Annotated in this window: 28 protein-coding genes; 14 read left to right on the top strand and 14 right to left on the bottom strand. The window is 67.3% G+C overall.

Annotation, left to right across the window (positions count from 1 at the left end; translation table 11 throughout):
* Window positions 1-66: 66 nt before the first annotated feature.
* Window positions 67-954 carry a trpBA operon transcriptional activator TrpI gene (trpI, locus tag LE197_RS28670; RefSeq protein ID WP_003111191.1) on the bottom strand — a complete coding sequence of 296 codons (888 nt, stop codon included), beginning with the start codon at window positions 952-954 and terminating at the stop codon, window positions 67-69.
* Window positions 955-1,057: 103 nt separating this feature from the next.
* Here trpI and trpB point away from each other — a divergent pair, with 103 nt between their 5' ends.
* From trpB to LE197_RS28650, 4 genes are all read left to right on the top strand, one after another.
* Window positions 1,058-2,266 carry a tryptophan synthase subunit beta gene (trpB, locus tag LE197_RS28665; protein WP_003097340.1) on the top strand — a complete coding sequence of 403 codons (1,209 nt, stop codon included), beginning with the start codon at window positions 1,058-1,060 and terminating at the stop codon, window positions 2,264-2,266.
* Window positions 2,263-3,069 carry a tryptophan synthase subunit alpha gene (gene trpA, locus LE197_RS28660; RefSeq protein WP_009875638.1) on the top strand — a complete coding sequence of 269 codons (807 nt, stop codon included), beginning with the start codon at window positions 2,263-2,265 and terminating at the stop codon, window positions 3,067-3,069. Before trpB ends, trpA begins: the two co-directional genes overlap by 4 nt.
* Before the next feature lie 185 nt (window positions 3,070-3,254).
* A complete protein-coding gene (locus tag LE197_RS28655) occupies window positions 3,255-3,878 on the top strand; it encodes a response regulator transcription factor (RefSeq protein WP_226033775.1) in 624 nt (207 codons plus the stop codon).
* A 7-nt stretch (window positions 3,879-3,885) separates the two neighbouring features.
* On the top strand, window positions 3,886-4,251 hold the full coding sequence (locus LE197_RS28650; RefSeq protein ID WP_003097330.1) for an Hpt domain-containing protein: 366 nt from the start codon (window positions 3,886-3,888) through the stop codon (window positions 4,249-4,251).
* Here LE197_RS28650 and LE197_RS28645 read toward each other — a convergent pair.
* Both LE197_RS28645 and LE197_RS28640 read right to left on the bottom strand, forming a co-directional pair.
* Window positions 4,230-4,607, bottom strand: coding sequence for a DOPA 4,5-dioxygenase family protein (locus tag LE197_RS28645; protein ID WP_003114635.1), 378 nt, complete (start codon window positions 4,605-4,607; stop codon window positions 4,230-4,232). The genes LE197_RS28650 and LE197_RS28645 overlap by 22 nt on opposite strands.
* 10 nt (window positions 4,608-4,617) lie before the next feature.
* Window positions 4,618-5,532 carry a choline sulfate utilization transcriptional regulator gene (locus tag LE197_RS28640; protein WP_004351933.1) on the bottom strand — a complete coding sequence of 305 codons (915 nt, stop codon included), beginning with the start codon at window positions 5,530-5,532 and terminating at the stop codon, window positions 4,618-4,620.
* Window positions 5,533-5,644: 112 nt separating this feature from the next.
* Between LE197_RS28640 and betC the strand changes: the two genes are divergently transcribed.
* From betC to LE197_RS28625, 3 genes are read left to right on the top strand one after another with little or no spacing between them, the layout of a single operon-like run.
* Window positions 5,645-7,156: a choline-sulfatase gene (gene betC / locus LE197_RS28635; RefSeq protein ID WP_003161593.1), complete on the top strand. Its 1,512-nt coding sequence runs from the start codon at window positions 5,645-5,647 to the stop codon at window positions 7,154-7,156.
* A 16-nt stretch (window positions 7,157-7,172) separates the two neighbouring features.
* Entirely contained in the window at window positions 7,173-8,096 is a 924-nt protein-coding gene (locus LE197_RS28630; RefSeq protein ID WP_003118485.1) for a choline ABC transporter substrate-binding protein, read from the top strand.
* Window positions 8,097-8,100: 4 nt separating this feature from the next.
* Window positions 8,101-9,654, top strand: a complete 1,554-nt coding sequence (locus LE197_RS28625) for a SulP family inorganic anion transporter (RefSeq protein ID WP_033937960.1) — start codon at window positions 8,101-8,103, stop codon at window positions 9,652-9,654.
* A 3-nt stretch (window positions 9,655-9,657) separates the two neighbouring features.
* On the opposite strand, the gene LE197_RS28620 is transcribed toward LE197_RS28625, so the two are convergent.
* From LE197_RS28620 to hemF, 5 genes are all read right to left on the bottom strand, one after another.
* Window positions 9,658-10,260 (bottom strand): hypothetical protein, encoded by a 603-nt coding sequence (locus LE197_RS28620; RefSeq protein WP_033937962.1) that lies wholly within the window; start codon window positions 10,258-10,260, stop codon window positions 9,658-9,660.
* The gene (locus LE197_RS28615; RefSeq protein WP_003114640.1) at window positions 10,257-11,543 is read right to left on the bottom strand and encodes a peptidylprolyl isomerase; all 1,287 of its coding nucleotides are present in this window, start codon (window positions 11,541-11,543) and stop codon (window positions 10,257-10,259) included. The genes LE197_RS28620 and LE197_RS28615 overlap by 4 nt, the downstream gene beginning before the upstream one ends.
* Window positions 11,524-12,510, bottom strand: coding sequence for a phospholipase C (locus tag LE197_RS28610; protein ID WP_003111200.1), 987 nt, complete (start codon window positions 12,508-12,510; stop codon window positions 11,524-11,526). Before LE197_RS28610 ends, LE197_RS28615 begins: the two co-directional genes overlap by 20 nt.
* A 110-nt stretch (window positions 12,511-12,620) precedes the next feature.
* Window positions 12,621-13,445, bottom strand: coding sequence for a shikimate dehydrogenase (aroE, locus tag LE197_RS28605; RefSeq protein ID WP_003111201.1), 825 nt, complete (start codon window positions 13,443-13,445; stop codon window positions 12,621-12,623).
* A gap of 57 nt (window positions 13,446-13,502) precedes the next feature.
* Window positions 13,503-14,420: an oxygen-dependent coproporphyrinogen oxidase gene (gene hemF, locus LE197_RS28600; protein WP_003097311.1), complete on the bottom strand. Its 918-nt coding sequence runs from the start codon at window positions 14,418-14,420 to the stop codon at window positions 13,503-13,505.
* 190 nt (window positions 14,421-14,610) lie between these two features.
* On the opposite strand from hemF, the gene LE197_RS28595 reads away from it, so the two are divergent.
* On the top strand, window positions 14,611-15,588 hold the full coding sequence (locus LE197_RS28595; protein WP_003111202.1) for an NADPH:quinone reductase: 978 nt from the start codon (window positions 14,611-14,613) through the stop codon (window positions 15,586-15,588).
* A gap of 9 nt (window positions 15,589-15,597) precedes the next feature.
* On the opposite strand, the gene LE197_RS28590 is transcribed toward LE197_RS28595, so the two are convergent.
* From LE197_RS28590 to LE197_RS28580, 3 genes are all read right to left on the bottom strand, one after another.
* Complete coding sequence (locus LE197_RS28590) at window positions 15,598-16,155, bottom strand: L-threonylcarbamoyladenylate synthase (protein ID WP_003097300.1); 558 nt, start codon at window positions 16,153-16,155, stop codon at window positions 15,598-15,600.
* Window positions 16,156-16,195: 40 nt separating this feature from the next.
* Window positions 16,196-17,284 (bottom strand): DNA-processing protein DprA, encoded by a 1,089-nt coding sequence (gene dprA, locus LE197_RS28585; RefSeq protein WP_226033774.1) that lies wholly within the window; start codon window positions 17,282-17,284, stop codon window positions 16,196-16,198.
* A 134-nt stretch (window positions 17,285-17,418) separates the two neighbouring features.
* Window positions 17,419-18,444 carry a LysM peptidoglycan-binding domain-containing protein gene (locus LE197_RS28580; RefSeq protein WP_003097294.1) on the bottom strand — a complete coding sequence of 342 codons (1,026 nt, stop codon included), beginning with the start codon at window positions 18,442-18,444 and terminating at the stop codon, window positions 17,419-17,421.
* Between the two features lie 138 nt (window positions 18,445-18,582).
* Between LE197_RS28580 and def the strand changes: the two genes are divergently transcribed.
* The 6 genes from def to LE197_RS28550 all read left to right on the top strand — a co-directional run bounded on the left by def (window position 18,583) and on the right by LE197_RS28550 (window position 23,821).
* On the top strand, window positions 18,583-19,089 hold the full coding sequence (gene def, locus LE197_RS28575; protein ID WP_003107059.1) for a peptide deformylase: 507 nt from the start codon (window positions 18,583-18,585) through the stop codon (window positions 19,087-19,089).
* Between the two features lie 54 nt (window positions 19,090-19,143).
* The gene (fmt, locus tag LE197_RS28570) at window positions 19,144-20,088 is read left to right on the top strand and encodes a methionyl-tRNA formyltransferase (RefSeq protein WP_017001989.1); all 945 of its coding nucleotides are present in this window, start codon (window positions 19,144-19,146) and stop codon (window positions 20,086-20,088) included.
* The gene (gene rsmB / locus LE197_RS28565; RefSeq protein WP_003122291.1) at window positions 20,085-21,389 is read left to right on the top strand and encodes a 16S rRNA (cytosine(967)-C(5))-methyltransferase RsmB; all 1,305 of its coding nucleotides are present in this window, start codon (window positions 20,085-20,087) and stop codon (window positions 21,387-21,389) included. Before fmt ends, rsmB begins: the two co-directional genes overlap by 4 nt.
* Before the next feature lie 27 nt (window positions 21,390-21,416).
* Window positions 21,417-22,790, top strand: coding sequence for a Trk system potassium transporter TrkA (gene trkA / locus LE197_RS28560; protein WP_003107053.1), 1,374 nt, complete (start codon window positions 21,417-21,419; stop codon window positions 22,788-22,790).
* A gap of 148 nt (window positions 22,791-22,938) precedes the next feature.
* Entirely contained in the window at window positions 22,939-23,256 is a 318-nt protein-coding gene (locus LE197_RS28555) for a tetratricopeptide repeat protein (RefSeq protein ID WP_003120685.1), read from the top strand.
* A gap of 292 nt (window positions 23,257-23,548) precedes the next feature.
* Window positions 23,549-23,821: a hypothetical protein gene (locus tag LE197_RS28550; RefSeq protein WP_003107049.1), complete on the top strand. Its 273-nt coding sequence runs from the start codon at window positions 23,549-23,551 to the stop codon at window positions 23,819-23,821.
* Window positions 23,822-23,882: 61 nt separating this feature from the next.
* On the opposite strand, the gene LE197_RS28545 is transcribed toward LE197_RS28550, so the two are convergent.
* The 3 genes from LE197_RS28545 to LE197_RS28535 form a co-directional block, all read right to left on the bottom strand.
* Entirely contained in the window at window positions 23,883-24,536 is a 654-nt protein-coding gene (locus LE197_RS28545; RefSeq protein WP_057386909.1) for a 7-cyano-7-deazaguanine/7-aminomethyl-7-deazaguanine transporter, read from the bottom strand.
* A 146-nt stretch (window positions 24,537-24,682) separates the two neighbouring features.
* Entirely contained in the window at window positions 24,683-24,949 is a 267-nt protein-coding gene (locus LE197_RS28540; protein ID WP_003100272.1) for a PilZ domain-containing protein, read from the bottom strand.
* An 84-nt stretch (window positions 24,950-25,033) separates the two neighbouring features.
* Window positions 25,034-25,921 carry a lysophospholipid acyltransferase gene (locus LE197_RS28535; RefSeq protein ID WP_003097282.1) on the bottom strand — a complete coding sequence of 296 codons (888 nt, stop codon included), beginning with the start codon at window positions 25,919-25,921 and terminating at the stop codon, window positions 25,034-25,036.
* Between the last annotated feature and the right edge of the window lie 113 nt (window positions 25,922-26,034).

The raw sequence follows: 26,034 nt of genomic DNA, 5'->3' as shown, positions 1-26,034 counted from the left end.
GCCCGACGGGCGCCTCTGTTCAATGGACACTAGCCGAGCCGGAAAAGTGCAGCAAATCGCCAGCGCTCAGCCTGCCAACTGCTCCCGCAACCATTGCGCCAGGCGCCCGGCACGCGGATCGTGCAGGCGCGCCGGTACCCACAGGGCCAGGCGCGCATCGGTCTCGATGAAGCCCCAGGGCGCCGCCAGGCGGCCCGCGGCGAGATCGTCGCGGACCAGCGCCTCCGGGGCGATGGCCACGCCGAGGCCCGCCACCGCCGCTTCCAGCAGGTAGTAGAGATGCTCGAACCCCTGGCCATAGCGCAGCGCCTCCGCCGCCAGCCCCTGGCTCGCGGCCCAGGCCGGCCAGGCCTGGGGTCGCGAGGCGGTATGCAGCAGCGGCTCCTGCAACAGCCGCGCGGCGGGCGCCTGGGCCAGGCCGGTTTCCTGCGCCAGGCGCGGGCTGACCACCGGGCCCATGCGCTCGGGCGCCAGTTCGAAGACCTGCATGTCCGCCGGCCAGGGCGGCTCGGCGAACCAGAGCATGGCGTCCAGGCCGGGACGACGCGGATCGAACTCGCCCTCGCTGGTGGACAGTTGCAGGCGCAGGTCGGGGAGGGCACGGTTGAGCCGGTCCAGCCGCGGGATGAACCAGCGCGCCAGCAGGCTGCCGGGTACGCCGAGGACGAACGGGGCCTCGGCGGTCTGCCGGCGCAGCTCGGCACAGACGCCACGCAGTCGCTCGAACGCATCGCCGCAGGCGTCACGCAGGCGAACGCCGGAATCGGTGAGTTTTACGCCGCGCCCATCCTTGCCGAACAGGGCCACCCCTAGATCGTCCTCGAGCAACCGCACCTGCCGGCTCACGGCGCCATGGGTAACGTGCAGTTCCTCGGCCGCCAGGCTGATGCTGTGCAACCGGGCAGCGGCTTCGAAAGCGCGCAGGGCATTCAGGGAGGGCAGGTCGCGGCTCATGGCTATTCGTGAGTTTTTCTGACAGGTTTGCGCAATCTTATCGGTTTCTTTTACCCGGCGGGGGGATTAGATTCTGCCCATACGTCATTTCCTGGAGCCCTCCATGACTTCCTATCGCAACGGCCCCGACGCCAAGGGCCTGTTCGGCCGCTTCGGCGGCCAGTACGTCGCCGAGACCCTGATGCCGCTGATCCTCGACCTCGCCCGCGAGTACGAGAAGGCCAAGGACGACCCGGCGTTCCAGGAGGAACTGGCCTACTTCCAGCGCGACTACGTCGGCCGGCCGAGCCCGCTGTACTTCGCCGAGCGCCTGACCGAGCACTGCGGCGGGGCGAAGATCTACCTCAAGCGCGAGGAGCTGAACCATACCGGCGCGCACAAGATCAACAACTGCATCGGCCAGATCCTCCTGGCCCGGCGCATGGGCAAGAAACGCATCATCGCCGAGACCGGCGCCGGCATGCACGGCGTGGCCACCGCCACCGTCGCCGCGCGCTTCGGCCTGCAGTGCGTGATCTACATGGGCACCACCGACATCGACCGGCAGCAGGCCAACGTCTTCCGCATGAAGCTGCTGGGCGCCGAGGTGATCCCGGTGACCGCCGGCACCGGTACCCTGAAGGACGCCATGAACGAGGCGCTGCGCGATTGGGTGACCAACGTCGACAGTACCTTCTACCTGATCGGCACGGTCGCCGGCCCGCATCCGTACCCGGCGATGGTCCGTGACTTCCAGGCGGTGATCGGCAAGGAAACCCGCGAGCAACTGGCCGAGAAGGAAGGGCGCCTGCCCGATTCGCTGGTCGCCTGCATCGGCGGCGGCTCCAACGCCATGGGCCTGTTCCACCCGTTCCTCGACGACGCCGGGGTGCAGATCGTCGGCGTGGAAGCCGCCGGCCACGGCATCGACACCGGCAAGCACGCGGCCAGCCTGAACGGCGGGGTTCCCGGCGTGCTGCACGGCAACCGCACCTTCCTGCTGCAGGACGCGGATGGCCAGATCATCGACGCACACTCCATCTCCGCCGGCCTCGACTATCCCGGCATCGGCCCGGAACACGCCTGGCTGCACGACACCGGCCGCGTCGAGTACACCTCGATCACCGACGACGAAGCCCTGGAGGCCTTCCACACCTGCTGCCGCCTCGAAGGCATCATCCCGGCGCTGGAAAGCTCCCATGCCCTGGCCGAGGTCTTCAAGCGTGCGCCCAGCCTGCCCAAGGAGCACATCATGGTGGTGAACCTGTCCGGTCGCGGCGACAAGGACATGCAGACCGTCATGCACCACATGCAACAGGAGTCGAAAGCATGAGCCGCCTGCAGACCCGCTTCGCCCAGCTCAAGCAGGAAAACCGCGCCGCCCTGGTGACCTTCGTCACCGCCGGCGACCCGGACTACGCGTCTTCCCTGGAAATCCTCAAAGGCCTGCCGGCGGCCGGAGCCGACGTGATCGAACTGGGCATGCCGTTCACCGATCCGATGGCGGACGGCCCGGCCATCCAGTTGGCCAACATCCGCGCCCTCGAAGGCGGCCAGACCCTGGCCAGGACGTTGCAGATGGTCCGCGAATTCCGCAGCGGCGACAGTGAGACGCCCCTGGTGCTGATGGGCTACTTCAACCCGATCCACCACTACGGCGTCGAACGCTTCATTGCCGAGGCGAAGGAGGTGGGGGTGGACGGCCTGATCGTGGTCGACCTGCCGCCGGAGCACAACGAAGACCTCTGCGACCCGGCCCAGGCCGCCGGCCTCGACTTCATCCGCCTGACCACCCCGACCACCGGCGACCAGCGCCTGCCGACGGTGCTCGAAGGCAGTTCCGGGTTCGTCTACTACGTGTCGGTGGCCGGCGTCACCGGCGCCAACGCGGCGACCCTGGAGCACGTCGAGGAAGCAGTGGCGCGCCTGCGCCGGCATACCGACCTGCCGATCGGTATCGGCTTCGGCATCCGCAGCGCCGAACACGCCGCCGCGGTCGCGCGGTTGGCCGACGGCGTGGTGGTCGGCTCGGCGCTGATCGACCGGATCGCCAAGGCCCGCGACAATGCCCAGGCGGTCAAGGATGTCCTCGCCCTGTGCGGCGAGCTGGCCGAAGGCGTGCGCAACGCACGCTGACAGACCCTGACAGCGGCATTCGCCAGGCGCAGGCAACCCGCTGCGCCTGGCCTTGCGTTGCACGCTGCCAGAACCGTGAGGAAAAATTCACGGTCACTTTCAGAAACGTCTTATTGTCCGCCGACTCTGCCGAAGCCTTGAATAGCGCCTCACCCAAATAGCCAACGCATTCAAAGAAGGTTCGCATGAGTAAGGTGCTGATCGTCGATGATCATCCCGCTATCCGCCTGGCCGTGCGCTTGCTGTTCGAGCGCGACGGTTTCACCATCGTCGGCGAGGCCGACAACGGTGCCGAAGCCCTGCAGGTAGCCCGCAAGAAGTCTCCCGACCTGGCCATCCTGGACATCGGCATCCCCAAGATCGACGGTCTCGAAGTGATAGCCCGCCTGAAGTCCCTGAAGCTGGACACCAAGGTCCTGGTCCTGACCCGGCAGAATCCGGCGCAGTTCGCCCCGCGCTGCCTGCAGGCCGGCGCCATGGGCTTCGTCAGCAAAAGGGAAAACCTCTCCGAGCTGCTGCTCGCCGCCAAGGCCGTGCTGGCCGGCTACATCCACTTCCCCACCGGGGCGTTGCGCAGCATCAACCAGCAGAGCCGCGACAACGAGACCCGCATGCTGGAAAGCCTTTCCGACCGCGAGATGACCGTGCTGCAGTACCTGGCCAACGGCAACACCAACAAGGCCATCGCCCAGCAGCTGTTCCTCAGCGAGAAAACCGTGAGCACCTACAAGTCACGCATCATGCTGAAACTCAACGCCCATTCCCTGGCCGGCCTGATCGATTTCGCCCGCCGCCACGAGCTGATCTGAGGATCCCATGCGAACGTTCGACCTGACCGCCGCCCTGGGCGACCGCGCCAACCAACCGGAGATCAGCCGCCTGCTCGTCGCGCAGCTGATGACCAGCAACAACGAAGACACCCGCAAGCTGCGGCGCGCCCAGGAGCGCGAGCAGACCCAGGAACTCAACGAGCTGGCGCACCGCCTGGCGGGCATGGCCTCGCTGATCCACGCCCACGCCGTGGAACGCGCCTGCCACCAACTGGAGATCGCCTGCGGCGAAAGCTCCGTGCGCAAGCTCGCCGATGCCGTCGACGACCTGGTGACGGCACTGGGCGAGCTGCAATGCGAACTGCACGACTGGATGACGATGACCGCGCCTCAAGGCACGGCGAAGTCATAGCGTTGCGGGCCTTCGTCCAGGATCGACAGGTCCAGCGGGCGAATGGCTCCCATCCAGATGGCTCGGTCGCGATGGTCGAGCAGATCGTTGCCGGTGACCGGGTGGATGAACACCACCAGGTCCTGCCGATGGATGGCCAGCCAGGGCACCAGCTCGCCGAACACCTCGGGAGCGAACGCCAGCTGGCAGCTCCAGTCCGGATGCGGCCCTACCGGCCGCTCATGGACCCGCCCCATCTTCAGCGGAAAGCGCCGCGCCGCCTCTTCGCAAAGGGCGCGGGCTCGCTCGATGCTCTGCGCATCGAAATAGACGTGAGCATGGAAGCCCTGGATGCGGGGGGTGGAATACTCGTTCATCGTCACCTCTTCAAGCGCCGCCGGCCTGCAACTCGGCCTGTAGCCAGTCGACGAAACCGTCGACCAGCCGCTGGCGCCGCTTGCGCTCCGGCAATACCGCATAGTACCCGTATCGCGACAGGCAGCTCTCGCCAATGGGCCGGCAAAGCAGCCCCTGTTCGAGCAGGCCGTCGACCAGGTGGCGCCAGCCGATGGCCACGCCCTGGCCGGCGATGGCCGCCTGGATCAGCAAGGTGTAGTTGTCGAAGCTGAGCACCGCCGGAATCGGCTGCCGATCGATGGCCAACGCTTCGAACAACGCCGGCCAGTCGAACCAGCGGGCGTGCTGCGCCGGCTTCAGATGCAGCATCGGCAGGCGCGCCAGGTGCGCCTTGGCCAGCGGCAACTGCAATCCCTCGACCAGCCGCGGGCTACAGACCGGGAACACCTCCTCGCGAAACAGCCGGTGCGCTTCGCCGTGCTTGGAACGACCGTCGCCGAACAGGATCGCCACGTCGATATCGCCGCGCTGGCCGGCCAGGCCGCGCTCGCTGGTCACCAGGCTCACGTCCAGGTGCGGATGGGCCTGGTGGAAGCGCGGAAGGCGCGGCATCAGCCAGTAGGCAGCGAAGGCGTAGTCGGTGGCCACCTGGAGCACCTCGTGGCGCTGGCGCGCGCCCAGCGCGGCGATGCCGGCATCGATCGTCTCGAGGCCGGCGGCCACGTGGCGGAGCAGGAGCTGGCCGGCGTCGGTGAGCACGATGCCTCGATGAAGGCGCTGGAACAGAGGGGTCGCCAGCTCTTTCTCCAGGCGTTTGATCTGCTGGCTGACCGCAGGCTGGGTGGTCCCCAGTTCCTCGGCGGCAGCGGTGAAGCTGAGCTGGCGGGCGGCGGACTCGAATACCCGGAGCAGGTCGAGGGACAGCGGCATGAGGCGTTCTCCCATAAGCCAGGCTTATCCAACGCATCCAGCCCCATGCGGTTTACCAGGGATTTCGATGCACTGATGATCGACGCAGCACTATCGCATAACCCAATCGCATGGGATAAGCCGCCCGATGAAGACCTCGCCGAACATCCTGTTCATCATGGCCGACCAGATGGCCGCGCCGCTGCTGCCGCTTCACGATCCGCGCTCGGTGCTGCGCATGCCTCACCTCTCGAGCCTCGCCGAACGGGCCGTGGTGTTCGACTCGGCGTACTGCAACAGCCCGCTCTGCGCGCCGTCGCGCTTCACCCTGGTCAGCGGTCGCTTGCCTACCCGCATCGGCGCCTGGGACAACGCCGCCGACTTCGCCGCCGATACCCCCACCTACGCCCACTACCTGCGCAACCTCGGCTATCGCACGGCGCTGTCGGGCAAGATGCACTTCTGCGGTCCCGACCAGTTGCACGGCTACGAGGAACGCCTGACCAGCGACATCTATCCGGCGGACTATGGCTGGGCGGTGAACTGGGACGAGCCGGAGGTGCGCCCGAGCTGGTACCACAACATGTCCTCGGTTTTGCAGGCCGGTCCCTGCGTGCGCACCAACCAGCTGGACTTCGACGAGGAGGTGGTGTTCAAGGCCCGCCAGTACCTCTACGACCATGTTCGCCAGCACGCCGGCCAGCCATTCTGCCTGACCGTGTCGATGACCCATCCGCACGACCCCTACAGCATCCCGGCGAGCTACTGGAATCTCTACCGCGACGAGGACATCCCGCTGCCGCGCCAGCGCTTCGCCCAGGAGGAGCAGGACCCTCATTCGCAACGCCTGCTGAAGGTCATCGACCTGTGGGACAAGCCGTTGCCCGAGGAGCGCATCCGCGCCGCCCGGCGTGCCTACTTCGGCGCCTGCAGCTACGTCGACGCGCAGATCGGTGCGCTGCTGGCGACCCTGGAGGAATGCGGGCTGGCCGACGACACCATCGTGGTGTTCTCCGGCGACCATGGCGACATGCTCGGCGAGCGCGGCCTCTGGTACAAGATGCACTGGTTCGAGATGGCCGCGCGCGTGCCGCTGCTGGTCCATGCGCCGGCGCGCTTCGCGCCGCGCCGCATCGGCGCTTCGGTATCCACCGTGGACCTGCTGCCGACCCTGGTGGAACTGGCCGGCGGCCAGGTCGATCCACGCCTGCCGCTGGAAGGCCGCTCGCTGCTGCCGCACCTGCGCGACGGCAGCGGGCATGACGAGGTGATCGGCGAATACACCGCCGAGGGCACCCTCAGCCCGCTGATGATGATCCGCCGCGGCGACTACAAATTCATCTACTCCGAGCAGGACCCCTGCCTGCTCTACGACCTGCGCAACGATCCGCAGGAACGCGAGAACCTCGCCGCCAGTCCGGCCCATCGCGGAACGTTCGAGGCGTTCCTCGACGAGGCCCGGCGACGCTGGGACATCCCCGCGATCACCCGCGCCGTACTCGACAGCCAGCGCCGCCGACGCCTGGTGGCCGCCGCGCTGGCGCGAGGACGGCTGGCCAGCTGGGACCACCAGCCGTGGGTCGATGCAAGCCAGCAGTACATGCGCAACCATATCGACCTGGACGATCTCGAGCGCCGCGCGCGCTTCCCGCAACCCTGAGCACGAGGGCACTTCCATGAACCGGCTTCCCACCTGCCTGCTGGCCGCCACCCTGTTCCTGGGCAGCGCCTCGCTATACGCCGAAGACCCCGCCTGTGCCCGCGTCAGGCTGGCCGATCCAGGCTGGAGCGATATCGCGGTGACCAACGCCACCGCCGCGTTTCTCCTGGAAAGCCTCGGCTACCAGGTGAAGATCGATACCCTGTCGGTGCCGATCATCTATGGCGGCCTGCGCGACGGCCAGGTGGACGCCTTCCTCGGCGGCTGGATGCCCGCGCACCAGGACTATCACGACAAGTTCGTCGCCAGCGGCCAGGTCGAACGCCTCGGTCGCAACCTCGACGGCACCCGCTTCACCCTGGCGGTGCCGCGCTACGTCTGGGACGCCGGCGTACACCGCTTCGAGGACCTCGCCGCGCAAGGGCAACGCTTCAACCGCAAGCTGTACGGGATCGGCTCCGGCGCGCCGGCCAATCAGTCGATCCAGAAGATGATCGACGCCAACCAGTTCGGCCTCGGCGACTGGAAGCTGGTGGAGTCCAGCGAGCAGGCGATGCTCGCCGAACTCGGCCGGGCCGAGAAGCGCCAGCGCTGGCTGGTGTTCCTCGGCTGGACGCCGCACCCGATGAACATCCGCCATGACCTGCGCTACCTGGAAGGCGGCGAGCAGTACTTCGGCGACCGCGGCCAGGTCTACACCCTGGCACGCAAGGGCTACGCCGCGCAGTGCCCGAACCCGGCGCGGCTGCTGGCCAACCTGCGCTTCGACCTGGATATGGAGAACCGCCTGATGAGCGACGCGCTGGAAGGCACGGCGACTCCGGCCTCGGCGACCCGCGCCTGGCTCAAGGCCAACCCGCAGGTGCTCGAGGCCTGGCTGCAAGGGGTGACCAGCCGCGACGGCGGCGACGCCCTGGCCGCGGTTCGCGGCCAGCCATAGCGCCATGTGGACGCGCCTGCTGCCGTTCCTCGCCTGGCTACCGGGGCTGCACCGGGGCATGCTCGGGCGCGAGGCCTGGGTCGGCCTGAATGGCGCAATCCTGGCACTGCCGCAATCGATGGCCTATGCGCTGATCGCCGGCCTGCCAGCGGAGTACGGCCTGTACGCGGCGATGCTGCCAGTGGCGATCGCCTGCCTGTGGGGCTCGTCGCGCTACCTGGTGAGCGGTCCCACCGCGGCGATCTCGGTGCTGCTGTTCAGTTCGGTGGCCCCGCTGGCGCCGCTGGGCAGCCCGCAATACGTCCAGGCCGTGCTGCTGCTGACCTTTCTCGCCGGCGCCTTCCAGTGGCTGCTCGGCGTCCTGCGCGTCGGGTCGCTGGTCAATTTCGTCTCGCATTCGGTGATGCTCGGCTTCACCCTTGGCGCGGCGCTGCTGATCGTCCTCGGCCAACTGCCCTATCTTCTCGGCCTGGCCGCGAGCGGGGAGGGCGCAGCGCCGGGAAACGGCTGGCGGCTGCTGGCGCGGTTCGCCGAGTTCGATGGCCCATCGCTGCTGGTGGGCGGCTTCAGCTTCGCGCTCAGCCTGCTGGTCAGGCGCCTGCGACCGCGCTGGCCGGCCCTGCTGCTTGGCTTGCTGGGCGGTGCCACGCTGGTCTGGGCGCTACCCGGGACCTTCGCCTCGGTAGCCCATGTGCAGGCCTTATCGAGCGCACTGCCGGGCTGGAATCCGCTGGTCTTCGATTCCCGATCGATCCTCGACCTGCTACCTGCGGCGGTGGCCTGCGGCATGCTCGGGCTGGTCACCAGCCTGTCGATCGCCCGCGCCCTGGCCGCGCGCCAGGGAGACGCGTTCGATGCCAACCAGGAGGTCCGCGCCCAGGGCCTGTCGAACCTGCTCGGGCCTTGGCTGTCGGCGAGCCTGTCGGCGGGCTCCTTCACCCGCTCTGGGCTGAATCTGGAAGCCGGTGCGCGCTCCCCGCTGGCGGGTGCGTTTTCGGCGCTCTGGGTGGCACTGCTGGCCGTGCTCGGTGCGCGCCTGATCGAGCATGTGCCGTCGCCGGCGATGGCCGCAGGCATCCTGCTGATCGCCTGGGGCCTGATCGACCGCCCAGCGCTCCGCGCGCTCTACCGCAGCGGCCGCGCCGAATGCCTGGTGGCCGGCCTAACCGCCCTGGCCACGCTGCTGTTGCCGCTGCAGAACGCCATCTACGCGGGAGTGCTGGCGTCGCTGGTCTTCTACCTGCGGCGCACCTCGACACCACGCGTACTGCGCCAGCACAACGACGAGGAAGAAGTGCTACGCATCGAAGGCTCGATCTTCTTCGGCGCCTGCGACTACCTGCAACGCCTCATGCGCCAATGCGACAGGCCACGGCTGGTGCTGGACGCCCGCCAGGTGAACTTCATCGACTTCGCCGGCGCAGTGCTGTTGCAGCAGGAAGCCCGCCGCCTGCACGCTGAGGGCCGCCGCCTGGTATTGCGCCACGCCCGCCCGCAGGTCCGCGAAGCGCTGGGCCGGCAGGCCGACGAAGGCTGCCGCCTGCACTACGAAGGTTGACGCTCAGGGCGCCGCCGGCGATGTCGGTGCGCTGTCGCCGGGCAGCAGTTGCGGCGATTCCCGCTGCAGCTTGTCGCGCATCATCTCCAACTGTCCAAGGGCGGCGCGAGCCTCGTCGATTTCCTCGGCGCTGCGCTCGCCACCCTGTTCGGCCGCCTCGATCCGCGCGCGGATTTCCGGTATCTGCTGTACGCCGCTGGTGTAGGCCTGTACCAGTTCGCGGGTCTGTCGTTCCTCGAAGGCCTGGTACTGCTTCGGATCGGCCAGCTCCTGCGCCGTCGCGCCCTGGCGTGGTTGCAGGCCGCCGAGCGGCGGGCTGCGCGGGTCGCCCTCGTCGCGCAGCATCTGCATGAACTGGATCGCCTGCTCGCGATCCAGTTCCGCCACCGGCGGCTCCGCCTCGTACCCCGGTGCTGCCGCTTGCGATCGCACCGGCGCCAGCGGCGGCGGACGGCCGTCGACCGCGGGCAGTGCCGCAACCGTCCTGGCTGGCGACGGAGAAGACGAGGAAGCGGCCATATCGGCAGGCGCCAGCAACACGCCGGCGCAGGCCAGGGCGATCGCCAGCCCGCTGCAGCCGAGGGCAACGCCGAGCCAGCGCTTCACAGGCCTTCCACCCTGGCGCCGGCCAGCAGGTTGCGCAGGCGCGTCTCGAACTGCGCTGCCAGTTGCTCGCGCGCCACCGCCTGGTTCACCTCGAAGCGCACGCTGCGGTCGTCGAGGGGCAACTGGCGATCCTCGCGGCTACGCACCCGGACGATCTCGAACGCGCCGTCGATGCGCATCGGCTGGGAAACCGTATCGGCCTTCTGGATCAGCGCAGTCTTGCGCAGCAGGTCGAGCCGGCCGTCCTGGGGCCGTATCAGGCCTAGGTCGCCGGGCGGGTCGCGGTCCCTGTCGTCGGCCAGGGAATAGCGGCGTACCGCCTCGTCGAAGGCCAGGCCGCCGCGCAACTCGGCGTAGACCTTGTCCGCGCTCGCCTGGTCGGCCAGGCGGATATGCGCCGCCTGCACCTGCGCGACGTTGCGGTAACGCTCCAGGTTGCGCCGATAGTAGGCCTCGGCGTCCTTGTCGCTGACCTTGCCGGCGAGTTCCCGCAGCGCATCGGACTCATGGTGGAAATCACTGTAGAGGCCGATCTGGTGCAGATAGCGATGGCGCACCAGCTTGTCCCGCACCAGGGTCCTCACGCCCTGCCGCTCTGCCGGGCCGAAGCCGTCCCGGGCCAGGCGGTACCAGAGGTAGTCGCGGCGGATGCGGGTCTGGACCTGGCGCGCCAGGTAAGCGAGGTTGCCCTGTTGCAATTCCACCTGGCCCTGGACGTTGTCGCCTTCGTACAGCGATAGCAGGTCGAGGACCTGTGCCGGCTGGCCGGGAAACTGCCAGCCGATCAGCTCGACCCCGGCCGCCTCGCGGCGCTGCGTCTCGTCCAGCAGCAGGCTGTTTTCCACCAGGCCGCGGCTCCTCGGCGCCAGCACCTCGCGCAAACGCTCCGCGCTCAGGGCCCGGGGCTGGCGCAGGTATGGCCCGAGGTCCTCGCGGTAGCGCCTGCCGTATACCTGTTCGAGCAGGTTGCCGGCCTCGATCTCCACGCTGGCGTCGAGATCGGCGCGGCTCTGCGCGGTGAGCTGGTCTTCCACCGCGCGCGCCAGCAGGCGGTTTTCCACCAGGCCACGGCGCAACTGCTGCGGGTCGGTGTTGAACTTGACCCGCGACAGGGCCTGCTCGAGCAAGTCGATGCTTCTCCCCGGCAGCACCTCGCCGTCGATCCGCAGATCCTGCGGCGCCTTGGCGGGGACGCCATGGGCGCTCCACGCCAGCAGCCCGAGGACGATCCCGCACAGTGCGCGACGCCAGCCCCGGGCGCGATCAGAGAGCAGTCGGTGCATCGAAGCTGTTGGCGCCCTTGGTCAGTACGGTGACGGTCAGGGCGATGGACTCGGGAATCAGCTCCTTCGCCACCCGCAGGCGCGTCTCGTAGCTGGTGTCGTAGAGCGGCTCGGGGCGCGCGTAGGCGACCTGGCCGGTCTGGGTGAGCAGGTCGCGGATGCTCTTGCTCGGGTCGTAGCGCCCCACCAGGTTGGCCACCGCCGCCGGGTCGTTGAGCTTCTCGCTGGCGTAGTGGTCGTCGACCCAGCCTTCCCAGCTGGAATGGCCGTTGGCCGAGGTGATCCACACATGGTGCGGCTGGGCCACGTCGCCGGTGGCATGCAGGGCATAGCCGATGGTCTGCAGCGAAGGCGCGGCGCGGAACTGCTCGAACCAGTAGGTGGCGAGGTTATCGATCGGCTGGAAGGCGGCGGTCTGGAAGTCGCCGTAGTGCTCCTGCCAGTCCGAGCGGGTGCCCTGGCGGTAGTGCGCCTCGGTGGTGTCGAAGTCCTCGCGCTTCAGCTCGCGGTTGTAGAGATAGACCATGGCGTACCAGTCGACGTCGGCGATGCCGCCGTCGACCTTGTGGTAGCGGTAGTCGTAGCCGCCGTGGGGGTTGCCATGGGAGTCGCCGTCCCGGGCCAGGTTGAGGAAGTGCCAGTACGAGGTGTAGTTGACGATGCCCGAAGCCGCGCCCCACAGCGGCGCGTGTTCGTAGCCGACCCACCAGCCACCGAGACGGGTGTCCTTGAAGTCGTCCACGTCGAAGGCCGCCTGGCCGAGGATCTCCCCGGCCTGCGCCTCGCTGCCGGCGGCGCTCACGTAGAACCGGTAGGCCTGGCGCATCTCCTCGGTGGCGTAGGAGGAGTTCATGAAGGCCAGGGCATCCTTGACGATGTTCTTGTGGGTCGGTTGCGACCAGGCGTTGGCCTGGCTGGCGATGGCGCAGATGCAGAGACCGGCGGCCAGGCGGGCGAAGGTTTTCATCGGCAGCGCTCGAGAGTGAGTGAAGCCTGAAGTCTTAACCCGGTTTTGTGATTCCTACATGTCAGATGGAAGCCAATTTGAGACGTACGTCTCAAATGCCGCCTGACAACTCAGACAGTTGCCAACTGTCGGCGCAGCGTCTCCAACACTGGCGCCGAGGCAGGACGCACGCCGCGCCAGAGGAAGAATGCCTCGGCGGCCTGCTCCACCAGCATGCCCAGGCCATCCAGGGTACGCGCCGCACCGCGTTCGGCGGCCCAGCGGTTGAAGGCAGTCGGTTCCTTGGCATACATCATGTCGTAGCAGACGGTACGGCCGGGCTCGATCACGCTCTGCGCCAGCGGCGGCACGTCGCCGGCAAGACTGGCCGAGGTGCCGTTGACGATCAGGTCGAAAGGCCCTTCGACCTCGGCGAAACCGCAGCCGTGCACCGCGCCGAGGTCGGCGAACCGCTCGGCCAGGTCCACGGCCTTCCGCGCCGTGCGGTTGGCGATCAGCAACTCCGCCGGGCACTCGCCGAGGAAGGGTTCGAGCACCCCACGCACCGCACCGCCGGCGCCGAGCAGGAGAACCCGCTTGCCGCGCAGCTCGACCCCGGCGTTCGCCGTCAGGTCCCGCAGCAGGCCGGCGCCGTCGGTGTTGTCGCCGCGCAGGCGACCGTCGGCGAGGCGGATCAGGGTGTTCACCGCCCCGGCCCGGGTGGCCCGCTCGCTCAACTCGTCCACCAGACGATAGGCCTCTTCCTTGAACGGCACGGTGACATTGGCGCCCTTGCCCTGCTCGAAGAAGCGCCGGGCGAACCCGGGGAAATCGTCCAGCGGCGCCAGTTGCGCGTCATAGACCAGCGCCTCGCCGGTCTGCTCGGCGAACAGGCGGTGGATCAGCGGCGACTTGCTGTGGCCGATGGGGTTGCCGAATACGCAATAGCGGTCCATGGGTCGTTCCTTTGCCGGAGTGGGACGGGACGAGCGGACTCGTCCCCTGCGGGCGGGTCAGGGCTGGCCGGCGAGCCAATCGCGGTCGGCGAGGAAATACTCGGTCAGGCGCGCTTCCTCGCTGCCCGGCTCGGGTTTCCAGTCATAGCCCCAGCGCACCTGCGGCGGCAACGACATCAGGATCGATTCGGTACGGCCGCCGGACTGCAGGCCGAACAGGGTGCCACGATCGAAGACCAGGTTGAACTCCACATAGCGACCGCGACGATAGGCCTGGAACTCTCGCTGCCGTTCATCGAACGGCGTGTGCTTGCGGCGCTGGACGATCGGCAGGTAGGCATCGATATAGGCGTCGCCGATAGCGCGGATGAAGGCGAAGCAGGTGTCGAAGTCCCACTGGTTGAGGTCGTCGAAGAACAGGCCGCCGATGCCGCGCGGCTCGTTGCGGTGCTTGAGGTGGAAGTAGCGGTCGCACCATTCCTTGTAGCGCGGGTAGACGTCCGCGCCGAACGGCGCGCAGGCGTCGCGAGCGACCCGGTGCCAATGCACGCAGTCTTCCTCGTGGGCGTAGTAGGGGGTCAGATCGAAGCCGCCGCCGAACCACCAGACCGGCTCCTCGCCTTCCTTCTCGGCGCAGAAGAAACGCACGTTGGCATGGGACGTCGGCACGTGGGGGTTTTCCGGATGGATCACCAGCGACACGCCGAGCGCCTGGAAACCGCGCCCGGCCAGTTCCGGCCGATGGGCGCTGGCCGAGGGCGGCAGGCTATCGCCGAAGACGTGGGAAAAATTCACCCCGCCCTTCTCGATCAATGCGCCGTCGCCGATTACCCGCGTCCGTCCGCCGCCACCGGCCGGACGCTCCCAGGCGTCCTCGGCGAAGCGGGCCTTGCCGTCCTCCGCCTCGAGGGCGGCGCAGATGCGGTCTTGCAGGTCGAGCAGGTAGGTTTTGACAGCGGCGATACGGTCGGTCACGGAGTTCACCTTGGAGCGGGGAGGCCGCGCGGGGCGCGGGCTGGCGACGAAACGAGGGCGCAAGCATACCACCCTGGATGGGTAGCCGGCGCTTGACGGCCGTCAAGGGGAAGGCTTGGATGAAGGCCTTTACCCAGGGTCGCCCACCCGGCGCGACCGTCCGAAACCCTGACGAAGCAGGAGTTCCAGCATGGCCAAGCGCATCCAGTTCGCTGCCTACGGCGGCCCCGAAGTCCTCGAATACCGCGACTACCAACCCGCCGAGCCGGGCCCCCGGGAAGTCCGCGTGCGCAATCGCGCCATTGGCCTGAACTTCATCGACACCTACTACCGCAGCGGCCTCTATCCGGCCCCCGGCTTACCCTCGGGACTGGGTAGCGAAGGTGCCGGCGAGGTCGAGGCGGTGGGCAGCGAAGTGACCCGTTTCAAGGTCGGCGACCGCGTCGCCTACGCCACCGGCCCGCTGGGCGCCTACAGCGAACTGCATGTGCTGGCGGAGGAGAAGCTGGTCCACCTGCCCGACGGCATCGACTTCGAACAGGCCGCCGCGGTGATGCTCAAGGGGCTCACCACCCAATACCTGCTGCGCCAGACCTACGAACTGCGGGGCGGCGAAACCATTCTCTTCCATGCCGCCGCGGGCGGCGTGGGCCTGTTCGCCTGCCAATGGGCCAAGGCCCTTGGAGTGCAGCTGATCGGCACCGTCAGCTCGCCGGAAAAGGCGCGCCTGGCCAGGCAGCACGGTGCCTGGGAGACCATCGACTATAGCCATGAGAACGTGGCGCGGCGGGTGCTCGAACTGACCGACGGGAAGAAGTGCCCGGTGGTCTACGACTCGGTGGGCAAGGATACCTGGGAAACCTCGCTGGACTGCGTGGCGCCGCGCGGCTTGCTGGTCAGCTTCGGCAACGCCTCGGGGCCGGTGACCGGGGTCAACCTGGGCATCCTCTCGCAGAAGGGTTCGCTGTACGTGACCCGGCCGACCCTGGGCAGCTACGCCGATACCCCGGAAAAACTCCAGGCGATGGCCGACGAGCTGTTCGGCCTGATCGAGCGCGGCGACATCCGCATCGAGATCAACCAGCGCTTCGCCCTGGCCGAAGCAGCCAGGGCGCATACCGAACTGGCCGCACGGCGAACCACCGGCTCGACCGTACTGTTGCCCTGAAGCGCGTACTCAGGCCGGGCGGATGACCTGTCCGGTCACCAGGTCGCGGATCAGGCTGGGGTTGCGGCGCCCGCCAAGGGCGCCGCCGAGGATAGCGTCCAGCTCGTCGTGGAAGTATTGCTCCACCCGCAGCCGCGTGCGCGCCGCCGGGCGCCCGGCCGGATTGGCCGAGGTGGAGATCAGCGGACCGGTGAGATGGCACAGTTCCTGTACCAGGGGATGGTCGGTGACCCGCACGGCGACGCTGTCGTGGACGCCGGTGACCCACTCCGGCAGGCGCTCCTGGTGCGGCACCAGCCAGGTGTTCGGCCCCGGCCAGGTACCGGCCAGGCGGTCCAGCCAGACGTCCGGCAGGTCTTCGAGAAGGAAGTCGAGCTGGTGGATATTCGCCGCCACCACGATCAGGCCCTTTTCCACCGGCCGCGCCTTCAGCGCCAGCAGGCGATACACCGCATCCTCGTTCCACGGGTCGCAGCCGAGCCCCCATACCGCCTCGGTGGGATAGGCGATCACGCCGCCCTCGCGGACGACCCGGGCGGCGCATTGCGCACGAAAGCTGCTGATCATCGACTCACTCCAGCGGACAGGGTGCGCGAAGTGTACGGTTTCAGCCGGAGCGATGCACCCAGGTGCCGGCCTCGCAGGCGACCCGGCCGTCGAGTTCCAGTTCGCAGAGCGTCGCCAGCACATCGGGCAGCGTCATGCCGCTGGCGGCGGCCAGGCCTTCGCTGGTGTAGGGCGCGGCGCGCAGCAGCGCCAGCAAAGGGTGGGGCAGGGGCTGCGCCGGCGCTTCCGCTGGCTCCGCCTGCGCCCAGCCGCGCAGTGCTTCGAGCACGTGCCCGACGCTTTCCACCAGCAGCGCGCCATCGCGAATCAGTTGGTGGCAGCCACGTGCGCCGGGATGGTGGATGGAACCCGGAATGGCGTACACCTCGCGCCCCTGTTCCGCCGCCAGCCGCGCGGTGATCAGCGAGCCGCTGGCGGGTCTTGCCTCGACCACCAGCACACCCAGCGAGAGTCCGCTGATGATGCGGTTGCGCCGGGGAAAGTTTGCCGGCAGCGGCGGGCTGTCCAGCGGCAGCTCCGAAACCAGCGCGCCGCCACCCTCGACGATGCGCCGCGCCAGCGCCTCGTGGCGCCGCGGATAGAGCCTGCGCAGGCCGGTGCCGAGGACTGCCACGGTCGCGCCGCCAGCCTCCAGCGCGCCCTCGTGGGCGGCGCCATCGATGCCCAGGGCCAGCCCGCTGGTGATGGCGAAGCCGCCCTGCGCCAGGCTGCGCGCAAAGCTCCGGGCGGTGCCCAGCCCGGCGGGGCTGGCGCGGCGGCTGCCGACCATCGCCAGTTGCGGCCGTTCCAGAGTCTCCGGAGCGCCTTCGACGTACAGCAGCGGCGGGGCATCGGCGACTTCGGCGAGCAGTGCCGGGTATCCCGGGTCGTCCCACATCAGCAGGTGCCTGCGCGGACCTTCCAGCCAGCGCAGGGCTTCACCCGCCGCTTCCCGCACCGCCGGGCTGCGCCGCGCGGCGGCGGCCTCGGCAGGCACTCCCAGGGTGCGCCAGGCGCCGGCTGGCGCGGCAAGCGCGGAAGAGGCCGAACCGAAGGCCTCGATCAAGCGCAGGAAGCGCATGGGTCCCAGTTCGGGCAGGCCATGCAGGCGCAGCCGTGCTTCCAGTTCGGCTGGAGAATGGTTCTTCATCGCGACTCATCCATAGCAGGCAGGTCCATCGCTGACAGGAAGAGGGGAAGGGTCCGGCTTCCATCCTGGAAACCGTCGTATGAAATTTCCTTCCCCCAGAAACGCGAAACCCCCGCCGAGGCGGGGGTTTCGAGTCAGGGATTCTGCACCCTGTCGGTTACCGAGAGCGGCCTGCTGGCCATCAGAACCAGGGCGTAGCTCAGCTTCTTGTAGGTACGGAACACCATCAGCAGGCCGGCGCGTTCGTCGGGAATCTTCACCGACTCACCGGTAACGCGGTCGCGCACCGTCTCGCCGACCTTGTAGATCGCCAGCACGTTGCCCTCGGCCAGCCCGTCGCGCTGGCCACGGTTCAGGGTGACCACGTCGAACTGGCCGATCTGGGTCACGCCGCGCGGTACGTCGATGATTTCGCCCTTCACCTCGCGGCTCGGCTCGCCGGGCATGAAGGTGGAATTCACCGCACGCTCCTCGGTGGGGAACAGGCGGTCGCCCAGGCGCACTTCCTGGGTGGTGCGGGTCAGCGCCAGGGTCGCGACGTCGCCTTCGGTGGCCACCACCTCGCCGCCGCCGATGTCGTCGGCGTTGATGCCGAGGACTTCCTTGGTCTTCGGATCGATGTAGACCTTGCCCTGGCGGAAGATGCCATAGGCCGGCTGGCCGTCGGCGAACTTGCCGCGGGCATAGATGCGGTCGCCGGTGCCGCTGACGATCCGCTCGGCGTTGCCGGCGACGATGTACGGCGCACTGGTGAAGGTCTTCTCGTCATCGACGATGCGGTTGGCCAGCAGGAAGCTGTTGATCTTGTCCAGCGGGATGGTCGGGATGGCCTCGGCGATCGGCGTGCTGCGGATCTTCGGCGACAGCTTGATGGTCCCGCGCGATTCGCCACGGTTCAGCACCAGGCGCGGCTGGCCATCGACGTAGACCAGGCTGAGTGTGTCGCCGGGGTAGATCAGGTGGGGATTCTGGATCTGCGGGTTGGCGTGCCAGAGTTCCGGCCACTTCCATGGCTGGCGGAGGAATTTCCCCGAGATGTCCCACAGGGTATCGCCCCTGACCACCGTGTAGCGGTCCGGATGCCCTTCCCTGAGGTCGACCTGGGCCTGCGCCAGACCGCTCGCGGCAAGGAGCAGAAGGGCGACTAGTGATTTCCTCATGCAGTGAATCCCTTTATCATGTCGACATACGCGAAACGCCCGAAGCCCGCGAGAATCGCGGTCTGAAGCCGTTTTCAAGCTGCGCGCCATCTTAGCAGCGGATTTTCAATCGATTCCACAAGTGCATCACAAACGCATATGGCCATCCTGAACATTCTCGAATTCCCCGATCCGCGCCTGCGGACCATCGCCAAACCGGTGGAGGTGGTCGACGACGCGGTGCGCCAGCTGATCGACGACATGTTCGAAACCATGTACGAAGCCCCGGGCATCGGCCTCGCCGCGACCCAGGTGAACGTGCACAAGCGCATCGTGGTCATGGACCTCAGCGAAGACAAGTCCGAGCCGAGGGTATTCATCAACCCCGAGTTCGAACCGCTGACCGAGGATATGGACCAGTACCAGGAAGGCTGCCTGTCGGTACCCGGCTTCTACGAGAACGTGGACCGACCGCAGAAGGTCCGGATCAAGGCCCTCGACCGCGATGGCAACCCCTTCGAGGAAGTCGCCGAAGGCCTGCTGGCGGTATGCATCCAGCACGAATGCGACCACCTCAACGGCAAGCTGTTCGTCGACTACCTGTCCACCCTCAAGCGCGACCGCATCCGCAAGAAGCTGGAAAAGCAGCATCGACAGCAGGCGTGACCCCATCCCCCAAAGGCTTGCCCCGGCAAGCCTTTTTCTTTTAGCGAGCCCCGCATGAGCCAAGCATTGCGCATCGTCTTCGCCGGAACCCCGGAATTCGCCGCCGAGCATCTCAAGGCCCTGCTCGACACCCCACATCGGATCGTCGCCGTCTACACCCAGCCTGACCGGCCGGCCGGCCGCGGGCAGAAACTGATGCCCAGCGCGGTGAAGAACCTGGCCCTGGAGCATGGCCTGCCGGTCATGCAGCCGCAGAGCCTGCGTAATGCCGAGGCCCAGGCGGAGCTGGCGGCCCTGCGCGCGGACCTGATGGTGGTGGTCGCCTATGGCCTGATCCTGCCCCAGGCGGTACTCGATATCCCGCGCCTGGGCTGCATCAACAGCCACGCCTCGCTGCTGCCGCGCTGGCGCGGCGCCGCGCCGATCCAGCGCGCGGTGGAAGCCGGCGACGCGGAGAGCGGCGTCACCGTGATGCAGATGGAAGCAGGGCTCGACACCGGCCCGATGCTGCTCAAGGTGAGCACGCCGATTTCCGCCGCGGACACCGGCGGCAGCCTGCACGACCGGCTCGCCGCGCTCGGCCCGAAAGCGGTGGTCGAAGCCATCGCCGGCCTGGCCGCCGGCACCCTGCATGGCGAGATCCAGGACGACGCCCTGGCCACCTACGCGCACAAGCTGAACAAGGACGAGGCACGCCTCGACTGGAGCCGTCCGGCCGTCGAACTGGAGCGCCAGGTCCGCGCCTTCACCCCCTGGCCGGTCTGCCACACCAGCCTCGCCGATGCTCCGCTGAAAGTCCTCGGCGCCAGCCTGGGGCAGGGCAGCGGGGCGCCCGGAACCATCCTCGAGGCCAGTCGCGACGGCCTGCTGGTCGCCTGCGGCGAAGGCGCCCTGCGCCTGACCCGCCTGCAAGTGCCGGGCGGCAAGCCACTGGCCTTCGCCGACCTCTACAACAGCCGCCGCGAGCAATTCGCCGCCGGCCAGGTGCTCGGCCAATGAACCCGCGTCTCGCCGCCTGCCAGGCGCTGGCCGCGGTGCTCGCCGGACGCGCCTCGCTGTCTGGCGCGTTGCCGCCGCAACTGGACAAGGTCGCCCCGCGCGATCGCGGCCTGACCCAGGAGCTGGCCTTCGGCGCGGCGCGCTGGCAACCGCGCCTGCAGGCCCTGGCCGCGCGCCTGTTGCAGAAGCCGTTCAAGGCCGCCGACACCGATATCCACGCCCTGCTGCTGATCGGCCTCTACCAGTTGCTCTACACGCGGATTCCGCCGCACGCCGCGATCGGCGAGACCGTCGGCTGCGCCGACAAGCTGAAGAAGGGCTGGGCCAAGGGCGTGCTCAACGCCGTGCTGCGCCGCGCGCAGCGCGAAGGCGAGACGCTGCTGGCCGAGGTCGACCGCGATCCCTCAGCGCGCCTGGGACATCCGCGCTGGCTGCTGAAAGCGCTCAAGCAGGCCTGGCCGGAGCAGCTCGACGCGCTCTGCGCAGCGAACAACGCACACCCGCCGATGACCTTGCGGGTCAATCGGCGCCACGGCGAGCGCGATGCCTACCTGGCCGAACTCGCCGAAGCCGGAATCGAGGCCCGCGCCTGCGACTACAGCCGCGACGGCATCCAGCTCGCCGCGCCGCGCGACGTGCGCGAACTACCGGGCTTCGCGGAGGGCCGCGTCAGCGTCCAGGACGAAGCCGCGCAACTGGCCGCCGAGCTGCTCGAAAGCGCGCCCGGCCAGCGTGTCCTCGACGCCTGCTGTGCGCCTGGCGGCAAGACCTGCCACCTGCTGGAAACCCAGCCGGAACTGGCCGAAGTGGTCGCCGTCGACCTCGAGGAGAGCCGCCTGGTAAGGGTCCGGGAAAACCTCCAGCGGCTCGGCCTGCAAGCCAGCCTGGTCGCCGCCGACGCCAGGGCCACCGGGGAGTGGTGGGACGGCAAGCCGTTCCAGCGCATCCTCCTCGACGCGCCGTGCTCGGCCACCGGGGTGATCCGCCGCCACCCGGACATCAAGCTGGCGCGCAAGCCGGAAGACATCGCCGCCCTGGCGCACCTGCAGGGTGAATTGCTCGACGCGCTGTGGCCTACCCTGGAAGTCGGTGGCGTACTGCTCTACGCCACCTGTTCGGTGATGCCGGCGGAAAACAGCGACAGCATCGCCGCCTTCCTCGCCCGCACGCCCGGCGCCCGCGAACTGGACCTTCCCGGCCCCTGGGGCATGAAACAGCCCCACGGCCGCCAGTTGCTGCCGCAGGTGGAGGGCCACGATGGCTTCTACTATGCCAAGCTGATCAAGATATCCGCCCGTTGATCGAAACCTGACGAGCCGTTTCCTGCCATGAAAATCATCATCCTCGGTGCCGGCCAGGTCGGCGGCACACTGGCCGAGCACCTGGCCAGCGAAGCCAACGACATCACCGTGGTCGACACCGACGGCGACCGCCTGCGCGACCTCGGCGACCGCCTCGACATCCGCACCGTGCAAGGCAAGGCCTCGTTCCCCACGGTGCTGCGCCAGGCCGGCGCCGACGACGCCGACATGCTGGTGGCGGTGACCAATAGCGACGAGACCAACATGGTCGCCTGCCAGGTCGCCTACACCCTGTTCAACACCCCGACCAAGATCGCCCGCGTCCGCGAGCCGGCCTACCTGACCCGTACCGGGCTGTTCGACAACGAGGCGATCCCGGTGGACGTGCTGATCAGCCCGGAGCAGGTGGTCACCAACTACATCAAGCGCCTGATCGAACACCCCGGCGCGCTGCAAGTCATCGACTTCGCCGAGGGCAAGGCGCAGTTGGTCGGGATCAAGGCCTACTACGGCGGCCCTCTGGTAGGGCAGGAGCTGCGCCAGCTGCGCGAGCACATGCCGAACGTGGATACCCGCGTCGCCGCGATCTACCGCCGCAACCGGCCGATCATTCCCCAGGGCGACACGGTGATCGAGGCCGACGACGAAGTCTTCTTCATCGCCGCCAAGGCCCATATCCGCGCGGTAATGGGCGAGATGCGCAGGCTCGACGACAGCTACAAGCGGATCATCATCGCCGGCGGCGGCAATGTCGGCGAGCGCCTGGCCGAGGCCATCGAGAGCCGCTACCAGGTAAAGATCATCGAGCGCAGCCCGCTGCGCTGCCGGCACCTCTCGGATACCCTGGACAGCACCATCGTGCTCAACGGCAGCGCTTCCGACCGCGACCTGCTGCTGGAGGAAAACATCGGCGAGACCGACGTGTTCCTCGCCCTGACCAACGACGACGAGGCCAACATCATGTCCTCGCTGCTGGCCAAGCGGCTCGGCGCGAGCAAGGTGATGACCCTGATCAACAACCCGGCCTATGTCGACCTGGTGCAAGGCGGCGAGATCGACATCGCCATCAGCCCGCAACTGGCGACCATCGGCACCCTGCTGGCCCACGTTCGCCGCGGCGACATCGAGAGCGTACACTCGCTGCGCCGCGGCGCAGCCGAAGCGATCGAAGTGGTAGCCCATGGCGACGCCAAGTCGAGCAAGGTGATCGGTCGCTCGATCAACGAGATCAAGCTGCCGCCGGGCACCACTATCGGCGCGCTGGTGCGCGACGAGGAAGTGCTGATCGCCCATGGCGACACCCGCATCGAGAGCGGCGACCACGTGCTGCTGTTCCTGGTCGACAAGAAATACATCCGAGACGTCGAGCGACTGTTCCAGGCCGGCCTGACGTTCTTCTGAGGCACGCCCTATCGCGAACGGCGATAGGGCTTCGGCCTACGAACACCAAGGGGCCGCGTGCCTCCTTCGCAAGGGCCGAATCCCCCTGTTCCGTGCAAAGCCTGGCCGGAGCCGGGCACAATGGCCGACATCGTTGGAAGAGGGCAGGATGATGATCGAAGGTCTGGAAAAGATGCTGGCCAAAGGCGTGGACAATGCGCTGCTGCGCTTCGGCCTGGGCAAGGGCTACCTGGACGCGGGCGACGCCGAACGCGCGGCGGAACACCTCCAGCGCTGCGTAGAGCAGGACCCGAAGTATTCCGCCGGCTGGAAGCTGCTGGGCAAGGCGCGCCAGGCTGCCGGCGATCTCGCGGGCGCCCGGCAGGCCTGGGAGCAGGGCCTGGCAACTGCCGCGACGCATGGCGACAAGCAGGCCGAAAAGGAAATGACGGTGTTCCTGCGCAAGCTCGACAGGGCGAGAACCTGAGCGTCCGGCCAAGGCTTGCGCAGCGCGTTCTCGCCATCCGCCGGCCGGAGTTCCGGCAGACGGGTCGGGCGTGCTCATCGAGCGCTGGCAGAACGGTTCGAGCACGCCCCGACGACACTTTTACAAAGACCTGTTCCACACATTCGTAGGCAACTTCTGTCAACGATGTAGCCTGCATCCCGAACGCCCAAAACCCCATTGAGCGACCGCTGCCGGCCCTCTAGCTTCGACTCATCGCTTCGGTCAAAGCCCGAACGCGACACCTGACTTCAACTACTTTTCCGGAGCCAACATGTCGAAGCAAGAGCGTTCAGTCCCGTCCTATGTCGAATACCCATACGAGCAAGCGATTCTCTACGTTCACCGGAACGCCTCCGCCAATGAGATGCTCGAATCCGTACAGGAGCGCCTCAGGGCTCTCCTCGGCCTCCTCCATGCCTTGGAAAGGATCGAAGTGCGGACAGGGCAGGGCGTTCCCATTCAGCGCGTGGCGCACATCCTGGTCACGCTCGGCGGCGATGCCCTGACGCTGCTCACGGCAGCGCACCGGGCTACCACCTCCTGAATGAAGAAGGGCGCAACGGTCACGGCCGTTGCGCCCTTCCTCCAGATTGCCTCGATAAGCCTCAAGCGTTGCTCTGCGGCCGCCCCGGCAGCATCTTCAGGATGCCGTTGAGTAGCATGCCGTAGAGCGGCACGAACAGCAGAAGGCTGATGCTCAGCTTCACTCCGTAGTCCACCGTGGCGATTTCCACCCAGTGCTGCGCCATGAACGGATTGTCGCTGCGCCAGAACGCCACGAAGAAAAAGGTGAAGGTGTCCAGCAGGTTGCCGAGGATGGTCGAGGCGACTGGCGCGTTCCACCAGTGCCGGGAACGACGGAGGCGGTCGAATACCTGGATATCGAGGATCTGTCCGAGCACATAGGCGAGGAAGCTTGCCAGGGAGATCCGGGCGACGAAGGTGTTGAACTCGAGCAGCGCGGAGAAACCACGGAACGCCGCTTCCTGGAATAACACCGAGACTACGTAGGAGGCGATCAACGCCGGGATCATGACCCGGGCGATGACCAGCCGGGCAGGGCCCTTGCCCAGCAGGCGCACGGTGAGGTCGGTAGCCAGGAAGATGAACGGAAAGCTGAAGGCGCCCCAGGTGGTGTGCCAGCCAAACAGGGTGATCGGCAACTGCACCAGGTAGTTGCTGGCGATGATGATGAAGATGTGGAAGGCGATCAGGCCGGCCAGGGTGCCGCGCCAGGCCGCCGGAGAAGAGGCTGACATGTGCTGTCCTTTTTGCGCGATGGGGTGAGGGAACCCATGCCCGGCACCATGCCGAGCGGCGCGCATTCTAGCCGATAACCGGCAGCGGTTTCGCCCACTCTGTGATCAGTGGCTCATGCCTGGGGTTCCACGTGGAACACCACCGTTCAGGCTTCGCTGAGAAAGCGCAGGCCGACGCCTTCCGCATCGACTCGCACGACTTCCATCTGCAGGATCGGCGCGTCGATCGGCAAGTCCTGTACCTGGCCAGTAACGACACTGCCTGTTGGGAGCTGGGTCAGCTCCGGGTGTTTGACATAGACCCCGGTGTCGGACAGGTCGCGTGTCTGCGCCATCAGCTCGCCAAATAGCGGGTGACTGATACGGATTCGGCACTTGAGCGGGGTTCGTGGGTATTGTCGTTGATTATCCATCGAGTCCCTCGGGACCTGCGGAGGAGGCGGCAGAGCTGAGCATAGTACCCGGATATGAAAAAGGCGTCTTCCGACGCCCTTTCCTCAGTACCATTTTTTCTCGCCATCCGGGCGGTTCTTGAAGCGTTTCATGCTCCACATGTACTGGCTGGGATAGGCTCGTACATACTTCGCCAACTCGCGGCTCATGGCTGCTACAGACACTTCCAGGTCCTTGTCGTACATGTCCGCCGGAGCCGCTTCGAGGATCACCTTGTAACCGCTACCATCGGGCAGGCGCACCGCATGGAAGAACACTCCACGCGCCTTGCCGCGTGAAAGCAACTGCGGGACGAACTTGCTGATCAATGCAGTGGTGCCCAGGTAGGGCACGAAGAGCCCAGCGGTACGCGCGGGCTCGGGGTCGGCGGGAATTCCTACGCAACCGCCTTTCTTCACTTCCTTGATGACGCTGAGGATACCCTCCGGAGTGGAAGGTGCGACGCGGTTGCCCAATTGCACGCGTTGCTTCTTCAGCAATTCGTCGACTGCCTTCAGCTTGGGCGGACGATAGAAGATGATCGGCTTGGCGTAGGAGCAATAGAAGTGGTTGAGTACTTCCCAGTTTCCCAGGTGACTGGTAATGCCGACCAGGCCATCGCCGGAAGCCAGCGCTTCCTCCAGCACCTCCATGCCTTCGACCTCGCGGATGTATCTCAGCGACTTTTCAGGCGGCCAGATCCAGGCGCAGGCACTTTCGGTGAGGGTCCGGCCAATATCCATTAGGCTTTGTCCGACCAGCTTTTCCAGTTCGGTTTCAGACAACTCGGGGAAGCACTTGGACAGGTTGATCCGCACTACCTCGCGGGATCGATTCGGCAATTTCCACATCAGCCAGCCTATGCCGGCCCCGACGCCTTGCACGGCACGCCAGGGCAATAACGCGAACAGGCGTAGGGCCCCCACCACCAGGGCACCTTTGAATTTCTCCACGAAACACTCCTCGCTCGACTCGAACGCGCATTGTACGCCAGGAAGAAGGCGAGGGCGGCAGCCAAGGAAGCGGGGCGACCAGCTATGCTGCGCGCCGATGTTCCACGTGGAAC

The sequence above is a fragment of the Pseudomonas sp. PS1(2021) genome (genome assembly GCF_020405165.1).
GTDB classification, from domain to species: domain Bacteria; phylum Pseudomonadota; class Gammaproteobacteria; order Pseudomonadales; family Pseudomonadaceae; genus Pseudomonas; species Pseudomonas aeruginosa.
Note: the sequence above shows the minus strand (reverse complement) of the source record. Positions and strands in the feature narration are given on the sequence as shown.